Origin of the sequence: Vibrio sp. WZ-1 (assembly GCF_052037695.1) — a bacterium.
Taxonomy (GTDB): domain Bacteria; phylum Pseudomonadota; class Gammaproteobacteria; order Enterobacterales; family Vibrionaceae; genus Vibrio.
Window position 1 is genome coordinate 329664 of the sequence record NZ_JBQEQR010000080.1, and the last position, 12366, is coordinate 342029.

The window sequence follows — 12366 nt, forward strand, 5'->3', positions numbered from 1 at the left end:
TCCCCTTTAAAGGTTGTGTTGCAGTTTAGATGTAAATATCGACACCAAGCAATTGAGCGAGTTCCTCTTTTTTCGCTTGGTTCATTACACCCATATATTCTTCCATGGCTTTGCGAGCACGTCCTTCAGGCAAATCATATTGAATTTGAGCCCGATGTATTTGTGATTCATCAACCTGTTTGATGGAGTGCGCGACCGCATTCGCCACCTTTGATGGTTGGCCAACGGGTTGCTTTTGCTGACTTTTCTTTACCTGACTTTTTTTGTTGGTTTTCGTCGTTCGATTTGCACCGGGAACCAACGCAGGAGGTAAACCATTTATCGATGCCATAACGCTCCATCTTTATTTAGGGCGAAGTAAACTTCGCCCTAACTCAATAAGGATTATTCGCGACCTGGTAGCTTCTTCCAAGTCACATTGTCACGCAGATAAACTGGGCTCGACTCTTCGACTGGAACAGTATTGCCTTTATCCAGCTCCTGTTTCGCTAAAATAACAATGTCTTGCGAATCGGGGTAAAGTACCTCACCAGCAGTTAGATTCAATCGAAGTTGACCTAACTCATCTTGGTATGCATCCCAACCTGTACCTGCGGTTGTCCATGTATTATCGTCAGCTTGTACTTCTTCGGCTAAACGCGCAGGTGGAATCACGCATTCTGCATCCACTCCAGCCCATTCGCCATTCTCTTGACGAGTATAACGAGCCCAATAAACTTCACTCATACGTGCATCAATTGCAACCGCAACATCAGTCGCACCGTGTCGGCGGTAGCTGCCTTGCGCCATGGCTGCAAGTGTTGAAACGCCAATCATTGGTAGGTCTGCACCAAATGCTAAACCTTGTGCAATACCAATACCGATACGAACACCAGTAAAGCTGCCCGGACCACGACCAAACGCAAGCGCATCCAACTCTTGAAGGGTCAAACCGGCTTCTTTCAGAAGTTCATCTACCATTGGTAGCACTTTCTTGGTGTGATCGCGAGGTGCAACTTCACTACATGAAATCACTTTATCACCCACTAATAATGCAACAGAACAATTTTCTGTAGCAGTATCGATAGCAAGAATTTTTGCGCTCATTTGACTCTCTATAACTCTGTTCTAAATGTAATTAAGGCCACTCTATGACTGGCTACCTTGTTCGGCTTTTAGGAATGTTTTGATTCGTTCTAGATCTCGTGTTCTTGGGATCGGAGGTAAACTTGCTAAAAAGATCCCACCATAATCTCGTGTGACCAAACGGTTGTCACAAATGATTAATGCACCGTGATCTTTCTGATCTCGAATCAAACGCCCTACCCCTTGTTTTAACGTAATAACGGCGTCAGGAATTTGCACTTCTGCAAATGGCTCACCACCACGTAACCGACAATCTTCAATACGTGCCTTAAGCAATGGATCATCAGGGGCTGTAAACGGTAATTTATCGATGATAACACAGCTCAGTGCATCACCTCTAACATCTATCCCTTCCCAAAATGCACCAGTGGCCACCAGCAGTGCATTACCCAGCTCCATAAACTCGGCTAGGGTCTTCTGTTTACTCATTTCGCCTTGCATGAGTACTGGCAAATCCAGCACTTCACGAAAGCGTTCTCCTAGCTCACGCATCATGCTGTGCGAAGTACATAAGAAGAAACAACGTCCGTCATTCTCTTCAATGACAGGCGCGAGCATTCGCACCAGTTTGTCGGCTAAGCCTGGGCTGTTTGGCTCAGGTAAATAACGAGGTACACATAAACGCGCTTGCTGCTCGTAATCAAACGGAGAAGGCAGGGAAAACTGTTGTTTTGGCTTCAGACCCAAGCGTTCAGTAAAGTGCTTGAAGTCACCAGAGACAGCAAGGGTTGCTGAGGTAAAAATCCACGCACCTTGTTTGATTTCGATTTGCTCATGGAATTTATCCGCCACCGAAAGCGGTGTAATGTGCAGGGCGAAATGGCGCGGAGAAGTATCGTACCAGTAGGAATAACCGGTGATGTCTACGTCACACACTCTGTCGATCCGACCTTTGATGAGGTTGGCACGCTCAAACGCGGTATCCAGCAATTGGCTTCTACCCAACGCCAGTTTTAGTACATCGATGGCAAGATCTAGGCTATCAATTAAACGTACCAGTTCACACTTGATCGATTCCGATTGCAGAGCCTCACGCCAGTTGCCACGAAAACCGGGTTCACCTAATACAATGCGCATGTCCATGGCACTTTGCATCAGTTTATCCCCCACTTTTTGCAGTTGACGCATGTCTTTCGCTTCTGTGCGGTAGGCAATTTCAATGTCTTTGGCAAGCTCTTGGATCTGACGGCTGGAGATCGACTGTCCGAAGTATTCGCTGGCGATATCTGGAAGCTGGTGGGCTTCATCGAAGATGAATACATCTGCCTCAGGGATCAGCTCGCCAAAACCCGTTTCTTTTATCGCAAGATCGGCGAGGAACAGATGGTGGTTTACGACAACGATGTCCGAATCCATCGCACGTTTACGTGCTTTTAAGACGAAACAATCAGTATAGCTCGGACACTCTTTGCCTAAGCAGTTGTCGTTGGTTGAGGTAATGGTTGGGATGATCATGCTGTCTTCAGGCAGATCTTCACAACCTCCTAAATCGCCCGTTTTCGTTTCCGAAGACCAAGAGCGTACCTTAACCAATTGAGTCAGCAGTGTTGGATCTGCTTCGTTGGTGTGGCTTTCGACCATCTGTCGGCTTAAGCGATCTAAACAAAGGTAGTTAGAGCGACCTTTTAACAATGCCACTTGACCATAGAATCCCAGCGAATTCACCATCAACGGCAGGTCACGATGATATAGCTGCTCTTGTAAGTTCTTAGATCCGGTACTGATGATGACTTTTTTGCCACTCAATAACGCCGGCACAAGGTAAGCGAAGGTTTTACCTGTTCCCGTCCCAGCTTCAACCACCAGCTGAGTTTGGTCTTTGATCGCACTGCTGACGGCTTCTGCCATATCGATTTGGGGCTGACGAGCTTGAAAACCAGGTATAGCTTTACCTAGCGCACCATCAGAGGAAAAGGTTTTTGCGATCATCCACTTTTTGCCTGAGCGAGAAAAATTGCCGAGAGTATACCAAAGAACGGGAAAGGATCACGAGGTGACAAAAGTGCAGAAAGTGAGCCGGGGCGAGCCAATAATAAGACCCGCCCCGGAAGGTGTTTGTGAAGTTATTTACGATTTAAGTAGCGATTTAGCCAAGCTGGTCCTTGGAATGCATCGTCCGATACCATGGCTTTCGCCGCTTCGGTAGGAGTGGCTTTATTTTCCCACATTAGACTGAGCACCTGCTCATCAATGCCTTGTTCCCCCACTAATGCACTTACTCGCTCTTGGTACAGTTTGCGTGCTAGTAGTTCTTTATCCATACGCACCACCTTAGCCTTTTAATTTTGTCTTACGTCAACAAACTTGTGACTGTTTAAATTCACCTAGATAATTTGTTGAAACCATTTTGATAATAGATTATTTATGGTGGTCAAATTGCGGCATAGTTCACCCTATTAGGGCTAAACAATTTTTCGTACGCTAAAAAAAATAAAACATGGAAGTATTCTATTTATGGAAAAGAAAACACTACTTACTCATTGTTCAGACGCCCCAGGCCTGATCTCAAAAATCACCAATATTTGTTATAAGCACCAACTGAATATCGTCCACAATAATGAGTTTGTAGATAATGCCAGTGGTCACTTTTTTATGCGTACCGAGCTAGAAGGCTACTTCAATGATCAGACTTTTCTAGCAGATTTAGACCAAGCACTGCCTCAAGGTGCGAAGCGAAAGCTCATCAGTTCCCGCCGTAAGCGTATCGTTATTTTAGTCACCAAAGAAGCGCATTGTTTAGGCGATATTTTAATGAAGAACTACGACGGAAGTTTGGATGTAGAGATCGCCGCCGTTGTCGGTAACTACGACAAACTACAAGGCCTTACTGAACGCTTCGATATCCCTTATCACCATGTTACTCACGAAGATCTGAGCCGCGAAGAGCATGAGCAAAAGATGCTCGAAGTTATCGCTCAATACGATGCGGACTTTTTAGTTCTGGCGAAGTACATGCGTGTGCTAACCCCAGCTTTTGTAGAGCAGTACCATCACAAGATTATTAATATTCACCACAGTTTCTTGCCCGCTTTCATCGGTGCAAAACCGTACCAACAAGCGTTTGATCGTGGCGTGAAAATCATTGGTGCAACCGCACACTTTGTTACCAATGATCTAGATGAAGGGCCAATCATTAAACAGGACGTAATTCCTGTCGATCACACTTTCAGCGCACAAGATATGGCGCAAGCGGGTCGTGATGTAGAAAAGAACGTGTTGAGTAAAGCACTAAACAAAGTGCTCAATGACCACGTTTTTGTTTACGGTAATAAGACGGTTATTCTTTGAGTTAGCGACTGACTGTTAACTATTAAAAACGCGTAATTAGAGAAGGTATTGCCTTTTCATTACGCGTTTTTTGTATCAGTCGTTGGATGTTTTATGGCAGTGCATGTTAAGAGATTCCCGACTGCGCTCCTTCGTCGCTTTCGGGAATGACGTAATTGAGGCATGAGCATGAGCATGAGCATGAGCATGAAAGCTAATTAGTGCACATCACTTGACCAAACACAAACGACTTGAACTTCGTCAGCCCGACGAGCTTAGCCAAGATCAGGAATCCTGCGATTTAACGCTAGCCTTCACGACAGCACTCTTTCTTCGATGTCAGGAATGACATAAGTGGGACATAGGCATAAAAACGCATTAATACGCACCACTTAACCAAGCGCAAACAACTCAAACGCGTCATTCCGACGAGCTTAAGCGAGATCAGGAATCTCATATCCGCGCACTGTCAGCTCCAGTTTGCCCACAAAGCTCAGCGCACGTAAAACAAATTAAGCCTGCTCAGACTCCACAATACGCTTGAGTGAATGCGGATGCAGCTTGATACAAATACCCTGATACTTAAACGCCACGGTTGGGTTATTCAAGCGTTCGCCTTCCCCTTTCGGGCTGGACAATTTGATCTTCACACCCAGCTGTTCCAACTCATCAAAGCGTGCACCAAACGCTGGATAAGTGTGTTTCAAATCAGCTAGAAAGTCGTCTGCAGTTTCGGCATGAGATGGAATCACAAACTCCACATGTTCCCAGCTTTCAGTTGGGTAGATTTTGCCTTCCGCAGGGTATGGCAGCTCCAAACATTCAATCTTCCAGCCACGGCTTTCCAACGCTTTGTCGAATTCAATAACAATAATCGGGCGACCGTTGATTTTCGCTTGTGAAATCACCTTACCGTATTGATTCCATGCTTCATGCGCAGCTTTTGCGGTTTCAGTATCGTTAATACGCAGCGCAATATGGTCAGCTTGAGCAAAGCTCAGATCCAGTTTTAACAGGGATGCAAGCTCTTCAATCTTCGCCATAAATGCATCCAGATCTTGGATCATCAATTCAGGCGCTAGGCGTTTTTCAACTAGTTGAGTCGTCATTGTGGCTCTCTTTTGGGGCGATTTATCTCATTACTCTGAGCGCAATAGTAAACGCAAACCAAGCCACATTTCCATTCAATCGAAAAAGTATAAATTTCCCCTAATCCTCTCTGTATGAAAAGCAATAAAGTTGTTATCATTAGCCCCATTTTTGTGAACTCCAACAGAACTCGGCACTTATATCGCCGAGTTCTTCGTCCTTGAATTGAAGGAAACGCGTGTGAATATCCAAGCACTTATTAATGACAAAGTATCTCAGGCTCTAGAAGCCGCTGGCGCACCTGCAGGCAGTCCTGCAGCAGTTCGCCAATCAGCAAAGCCACAATTTGGTGACTACCAAGCAAACGGCGTAATGGGCGTTGCTAAAAAACTGGGTACTAACCCACGAGAATTTGCACAGAAAGTACTGGATGTTCTAGACCTAGACGGTATTGCGAGCAAGACAGAAATCGCTGGTCCTGGTTTCATCAACATTTTCCTAAGCGAAGAGTTCCTTGCGAAGCAAGCGGAAGCAGCACTGGCTGATTCACGCCTTGGCGTTGCTGCAGACGAAGCTCAAACTATCGTTGCTGACTACTCTGCACCAAACGTAGCAAAAGAAATGCACGTTGGTCACCTACGTTCAACCATCATCGGTGATGCGGTAGTACGTACTCTTGAGTTCCTAGGTCACAAAGTGATCCGTGCGAACCACATCGGTGACTGGGGTACTCAGTTCGGTATGCTTATCGCAAACCTTGAGCGTGTACAACAAGAGTCTGGCGAAGTTTCTATGGAACTGGCTGACCTTGAAGGCTTCTACCGTGAGTCTAAGAAACTGTACGACGAAGACGAAGAATTCGCAGTTAAAGCACGTAACTACGTTGTGAAACTGCAAAGCGGCGACGAGTTCTGCGCAGAAATGTGGAAGAAGCTGGTTGACGTAACCATGATCCAAAACCAACGCAACTACGATCGTCTAAACGTATCTCTATCTCGTGATGACGTAATGGGCGAGAGCATGTACAACGACATGCTACCTAAGATCGTAGCAGACCTTAAAGCACAAGGTCTTGCGGTTGAAGATGACGGCGCGCAAGTTGTGTTCCTTGAAGAGTTCAAGAACAAAGACGGCGAAGCGATGGGCGTTATCGTTCAGAAGCGTGACGGCGGCTTCCTATACACAACAACAGATATCGCATGTGCGAAATACCGTTACGAAGAGCTAGGCGCAGATCGTGTGCTTTACTTCATCGACTCTCGTCAGCACCAGCACCTAATGCAAGCTTGGACTATTGTTCGTAAAGCGGGTTACATCCCAGAATCTGTTTCTCTTGAACACCACGCATTCGGTATGATGCTAGGTAAAGATGGTAAACCATTCAAGACTCGTGCAGGCGGCACGGTTCGTCTTGCTGATCTTCTTGATGAAGCAGAAGTTCGTGCAGCACAGCTGATCGAATCTAAGAACCCAGAACTAGCAGAAGACGAGAAGAAAGCGATCGCTAACACAGTTGCAATGGCAGCGGTTAAGTACGCAGACCTTTCTAAGCACCGTACCACAGACTACGTGTTCGATTGGGACAACATGCTAGCGTTCGAAGGTAACACTGCACCTTACATGCAATACGCTTACACTCGTGTAGCATCTGTATTCGCTAAAGCTGGCGTTTCTATGGATGATCTACAAGGTGAAATTAAGATCACTGACGAGAAAGAAAAAGCGCTTATCGCAAAACTTATGCAATTCGAAGAAGCGGTTCAATCTGTTGCTCGCGAAGGTCAACCGCACATCATGTGTAGCTACCTATTCGAACTAGCAGGTCAGTTCTCTAGCTTCTACGAAGCGTGCCCTATCCTAGTTGCTGAAGACGAAGCTGTGAAACAAAGCCGTCTGAAACTAGCAGCGCTAACGGCGAAGACCATCAAGCAAGGTCTATCTCTACTAGGTATCGATACTCTAGAGCGTATGTAAACGATTCGAGTCTCGAGACAAGTTAGAAAGGTTGGCGTGAAAGCGTCAGCCTTTTTTATTGCTCCGCATATCTCATTTGCGTGAGACCAACCACTTCCCCACTAGCGTCGGTAGAAACACGTCACTCCCTACAGTGAGGGACGAACGTGATAGGGAATCTCTCGTTTAGTATTTAAGACCTAGCCACATCCTCTCTCCAACCTTATACTCAACTAAAACAATTAATTGGAAAGATCATGAGTTTTGAACTGCACCCTCAACTGGCAAAAGACACCACCGTTATCGGCCACTTCCCACTGTGCGTGGCACTTCTGCATAAAGACAATGCCGTGCCATGGGTTATCTTGGTACCTAAGCGTGCAAACCTAAAAGAGCTTCACCACTTGCCAATGCAAGAACAGCAACAGTTTTTGCTAGAGTCTCAAGCGGTAAGCCAAGCACTGGAAGCAACATTCCGTCCAGATAAGTTAAACCTTGGCGCGCTAGGTAACATGGTGCCACAACTGCACATTCACCATATTGCTCGCTTCGAAGACGATGTGGCATGGCCGGGACCAGTTTGGGGTAACACCAAAGGTGAATTCCGCACAGAAGAAGAGCAAAACGAATTGCTTGGTCGTATTAAGAACGTGCTGTCACTGAGCTCTATTTTCCAAAAAGCATAAGCACTGCTAGCGAAAATAATCCGTCTTTGAATACAGCTGAAATAGACAGAGAAAGATTAATACTTATTTGTAACAATCTTTCTCATTTTCCTGGGATTATCACTCAAATCAAACTTGTTTAGACTGCTCGCTCAATTAGAGAGGGTCATCATGAAACAAGTCTTCAACACATTCCGATACGTCAGCTGGATTGCCATCATCTGTTCTATGGCGGCTTCGTTCTTGCTTTTTGTTATGGGCGCAGCAAAAACCTATTCGGCATTTGCGGTCTTCATTCTTAATCAAACACCTCCAGAAACACTCGCACATTTAGATAAAGCAGACATCGCGATCGCTTATTTGATCAAGTCTCTAGATACGTTTCTTGTCGCACTGGTTTTGTTTATCTTTGCTCACGGTATCTTTACTCTGTTTATCTCCAATAAAGTTAAAGCTAAAACACAAGACCAATCCGTTTTGCATTGGATCAGAACACCAAACATTGGTCACCTAAAAAACATCTTAGCTGAAGTCATTATTGTGATTTTATTTGTGAAGTTCTTGGAGCTCGTACTGATTAATTTCGATAGCTTAGACTGGACGATCTTAACCCTACCAATTTCGATTTTAGTTCTAAGCCTTGGATTAAAGTTCTTAGAACTGGGCTCAACCAAGAACTCTGAAGATCGCTGATTGAATAGATAAAAAAGAAAAGCCGCATCATTACTGATGCGGCTTTGTCGGTTTTACGTGAGACTTCTTGCTGCTACATGGTTACTGTTAAAGATAAACCATCTTGCTTAGTTACAGAGTAGCGCACTCGAGTAACGTCATGAGCTTTATTGGTGTCGACTAAGCGGTTAACTTTACCCTTCTTGATCCACACGCTTAACATCGCGTCGGCGCCATCTTCACTCATCCCAAACTGTTTAGCCAGATCTGACTGGGAGACGGTTCCTTTGTCTGCAATGTATTGATAAAGCTCTTTTAAAATCATGCTACTTGCACCTCTAGTGCACCTTGGTGCTTCTTACCTACTCGCTTGAACACGCGGTATGTGCCAAAGAAGATTGCCACAATCACTGCCATCCAAATACCACTAGTAATAGGGCTATCTGCAAAGTGTGTCAACTGGTTGTAGAACGTCGCACATAGATATGCCAAGCCCATTGTCCACACCGCAATAAAACGCGCAAAGTTATGGCCGAACTCACGTACATATGCACCCATCGCTGCTACACATGGTGTGTAAAGAAGAATAAAGATTAGGTAAGCAAACGCTGCGTTACCAGAAGCAAATTGAGCTTTGATGTTACCAAAGATAGATGCATCTACTTCTTGCTCTTCTGCTACTGCACTTGAATCAGTAAGGTCACCGACTTCAATGCCCAGTGGATCTGAGTAGCTCAAACCAGCAAGGTTATCAGGGATACTCATTACCGCTTCTTCTAGGCTGCCCATTAGGTCAAATTCCGCTTCTTCGCCATCACTTGGTGTGGTGTATAGGCTGTTAAGCGTACCTACCACAGCTTCTTTAGCGAAGATCCCCGTAATAATACCAACAGTTGCTGGCCAGTTGTCTTCTTGAACGCCGATTGGTGCAAACACTGGCGTCACGACTTGTGCTGCTTTAGAAAGTACAGAATTTTCACTGTCTTCGTTACCAAAGCTGCCATCTGTACCTAGTGAGTTAAAGAAACTTAGGATTGCCACAACGATTACGATGGTTTTGCCCGCACCCAATACAAAGCGCTTCAGTTTTTGCCACGTTTTGATCACAACGTTTTGTAATGTTGGAAGCTCGTAATCTGGCATTTCCATAACCAACGTGTCACTGCTACCTGGATAAAGCGTGTGCTTAAGGAAAAGACCAGTGAAAATCGCAGCCACAATACCAAGTAGGTAAAGTGCAAATACAATGTTCTGACCCGAGCCAGGGAAAAATGCAGCGGCAAATAGCGCGTATACAGGCAAACGAGCACCACATGACATAAATGGAGCCATTGATGCAGCCAGTTTACGTTCACGCTCTTGGTCTAAAGTACGAGTTGCCATGATTGATGGTACGTTACAGCCAAAACCAAGAACAAGCGGTACAAATGCTTTGCCCGGTAGGCCGATCTTCTGCATCACTTTATCTAGTACGAATGCTGCACGAGCCATGTAGCCTGAGCTTTCAAGTACAGCTAGGAAAAGGTACAAACACGCGATAACTGGAATGAAAGTCGCGACTGTTTGGATACCACCACCGATACCATCAGCAAGAACAGTTACCACCCAAACTGGCAAATGACCATCCAATAAGTGGTGACCGCCATCAACTAGCAACGCACCAACACCGATATCGAAGAAGTCGATGAACGCACTACCAATGTTGATAGAGAACATGAACATTAGGTACATCACAACGAAGAAGAATGGAATGCCCACCCACTTGTTGAGGATGAACTGGTCGAGCTTTTCAGTCACACTACGACTTAGCTTACCTTCGCTACGGCGTACTTTCTTACACTCTTCGTGAAGGTGCGTATATTTAGTGTCGGCAACATGCAGGTCAACATCCAGTTCAAGCTCAGTAATAGTGTTTTCAACGCTATTGCGGTCAGCATCTGACATACTGTTAAGAACAAGTGCATCTTTTTCTAATGCACGAATCGCTAGAGCACGGTTAGAAACGGTTTGATCATTAAAAAGAGCCGAAACGTTATTGATCGCCGCTTCCATTTGCTCGCCGTAGTTCAAAGACATTTCTTTTAGTGCAACACCTTGAACCACAGATTTGTGTAGCTTCTCTTTAAACTCGGCAACTTGTGCTTTGTTTGTCGCAGATAGACTTACTACTGGGCAACCCAGTGTCTTTTCCAGTTCAGCTACATTGATGATTTGGCGTTCACGCTTAAGCGCATCCATCTTGTTCAACACAACAATCATTGGGCGGCCAAGTTCACGTAGTTGAAGTGTCATATATAGGCTACGTTCAAGACTGGTTGCATCTACTACGTTGATGATCAAATCTGCTGGGTGAGTCAAGACCGCACGGGATGCGATCGACTCATCAATGCTGTTGCTGTCGTTACCACTATCAAGTGAGTAAATACCAGGCAGGTCAGTCAGTGCAAAATCATCACCTGCATGTTTAAACTGACCTGTTTTCTTCTCAACAGTTACACCAGCCCAGTTACCAACCTGCTGTTTAGCACCTGTCAGGCCATTAAAAAGTGTTGTTTTACCGCTGTTTGGGTTACCTACAGTAAGAATTTGATATTGCATTATGCTCGCTCCACTTCAATGTTTTGCGCAATCGCTTCTCGCAATGCAACAGAAACACCACGAACTTCAACTTGCAGAGGGTCGCCCATAGGAGCGCGTCGAATTACTTTTACTAGAGTGTTAGGAAGTAGCCCCATTACCATGAGCTTTTTTCGAACATCTGAGGATAGACCTTCAAGTAATCGAATAGTTACCGTTTCTCCGGGTTTGATCTCTGATAGCTTCATAATGGCCCTTAAGAGTATTGCTAATGATAAATATTATTATTAAGAGTATTCAATGGGGCGATTCTACTCCCCAATACCCTCCTATTCATTGTGTGAAATCAAAGATTTCACGAATCTACCCTGTTTATTAGTCGTCAAGTTCGTTAATTAAAACTCCGTCATTTTCGTCAAAATCAATAAATGAGCCCACAGAAAACAACAACAAACTGATAACAAAAGAAACTCAAAAATTAATTAAGTCTTATTTATCAGTAATTTACTGAACAAGATTCAACTTGTCGCATTTCTCACATAAAGGTGTCGTTATTTTTATAAGAAAAATAAGTAAGGTCTCGTATAGTTAACCCATCGAGAGGCAACAGCCACTCAAAAGAATTCCAGAGGTGGCATGGCAACATGTCACTCCGGCAGCAAGCGAAGGTGTCATTGACACCCGTGGTATAGTCCCCCCGGCTATACCACGATATTTTTTTTCTTCTCTTTCTTTATTGCTTCTTAAGTAACCTCCACTAACCTCTTAAATCTCTACTGCTAGTCAATAGTCGCTGTTACCCTTATTACCTATTTTTCTTACATACCGCCCCATTGATTTTGAACTAGTTAACTAAAGCCCTGTGTCTAGTTTTTAGGCGACATCTCGTATCTCGTATCTCGTATCTCGTATCTCGTATCTCGTATCTCGTATCTCGTATCTCGTATCTCGTATCTCGTATCTCGTATCTCGTATCTCGTATCTCGTATCTCGTATCTCGTATCTCGTATCTCGTATC

12 protein-coding genes are annotated in these 12366 nt (G+C 44.8%); 4 read left to right on the top strand and 8 right to left on the bottom strand.

From position 1 onward, the window contains the following. Nucleotides 1-25 precede the first annotated feature (25 nt). The 4 genes from ACTS60_RS18065 to ACTS60_RS18080 form a co-directional block, all read right to left on the bottom strand. Complete coding sequence (locus ACTS60_RS18065; RefSeq protein ID WP_010446873.1) at nt 26-331, bottom strand: hypothetical protein; 306 nt, start codon at nt 329-331, stop codon at nt 26-28. Between the two features lie 53 nt (nt 332-384). Further along, nucleotides 385-1086: a tRNA (adenosine(37)-N6)-threonylcarbamoyltransferase complex dimerization subunit type 1 TsaB gene (tsaB, locus tag ACTS60_RS18070; protein WP_440889363.1), complete on the bottom strand. Its 702-nt coding sequence runs from the start codon at nt 1084-1086 to the stop codon at nt 385-387. Between the two features lie 42 nt (nt 1087-1128). Continuing rightward, a complete protein-coding gene (locus ACTS60_RS18075; RefSeq protein WP_440889364.1) occupies nt 1129-3054 on the bottom strand; it encodes an ATP-dependent DNA helicase in 1926 nt (641 codons plus the stop codon). 134 nt (nt 3055-3188) lie between these two features. Then, nucleotides 3189-3386, bottom strand: coding sequence for a hypothetical protein (locus ACTS60_RS18080; RefSeq protein WP_440889365.1), 198 nt, complete (start codon nt 3384-3386; stop codon nt 3189-3191). Nucleotides 3387-3579: 193 nt separating this feature from the next. Between ACTS60_RS18080 and purU the strand changes: the two genes are divergently transcribed. Continuing rightward, nucleotides 3580-4413 (top strand): formyltetrahydrofolate deformylase, encoded by an 834-nt coding sequence (purU, locus tag ACTS60_RS18085; RefSeq protein ID WP_038884829.1) that lies wholly within the window; start codon nt 3580-3582, stop codon nt 4411-4413. Nucleotides 4414-4904: 491 nt separating this feature from the next. On the opposite strand, the gene ACTS60_RS18090 is transcribed toward purU, so the two are convergent. Next, complete coding sequence (locus ACTS60_RS18090) at nt 4905-5501, bottom strand: VOC family protein (RefSeq protein ID WP_138956000.1); 597 nt, start codon at nt 5499-5501, stop codon at nt 4905-4907. A 220-nt stretch (nt 5502-5721) separates the two neighbouring features. On the opposite strand from ACTS60_RS18090, the gene argS reads away from it, so the two are divergent. From argS to ACTS60_RS18105, 3 genes are all read left to right on the top strand, one after another. Further along, nucleotides 5722-7455, top strand: a complete 1734-nt coding sequence (argS, locus tag ACTS60_RS18095; RefSeq protein ID WP_010446861.1) for an arginine--tRNA ligase — start codon at nt 5722-5724, stop codon at nt 7453-7455. Between the two features lie 236 nt (nt 7456-7691). Next, a complete protein-coding gene (locus ACTS60_RS18100; RefSeq protein WP_010446859.1) occupies nt 7692-8120 on the top strand; it encodes an HIT family protein in 429 nt (142 codons plus the stop codon). Between the two features lie 150 nt (nt 8121-8270). After that, complete coding sequence (locus ACTS60_RS18105; protein ID WP_440889366.1) at nt 8271-8792, top strand: YqhA family protein; 522 nt, start codon at nt 8271-8273, stop codon at nt 8790-8792. 73 nt (nt 8793-8865) lie between these two features. On the opposite strand, the gene ACTS60_RS18110 is transcribed toward ACTS60_RS18105, so the two are convergent. From ACTS60_RS18110 to ACTS60_RS18120, 3 genes are read right to left on the bottom strand one after another with little or no spacing between them, the layout of a single operon-like run. Next, a complete protein-coding gene (locus ACTS60_RS18110; protein WP_010446855.1) occupies nt 8866-9096 on the bottom strand; it encodes a FeoC-like transcriptional regulator in 231 nt (76 codons plus the stop codon). Next, on the bottom strand, nt 9093-11369 hold the full coding sequence (gene feoB, locus ACTS60_RS18115) for a Fe(2+) transporter permease subunit FeoB (protein ID WP_440889367.1): 2277 nt from the start codon (nt 11367-11369) through the stop codon (nt 9093-9095). The genes ACTS60_RS18110 and feoB overlap by 4 nt, the downstream gene beginning before the upstream one ends. Further along, nucleotides 11369-11596: a FeoA family protein gene (locus ACTS60_RS18120; protein WP_010446851.1), complete on the bottom strand. Its 228-nt coding sequence runs from the start codon at nt 11594-11596 to the stop codon at nt 11369-11371. Before ACTS60_RS18120 ends, feoB begins: the two co-directional genes overlap by 1 nt. Nucleotides 11597-12366 lie beyond the last annotated feature (770 nt).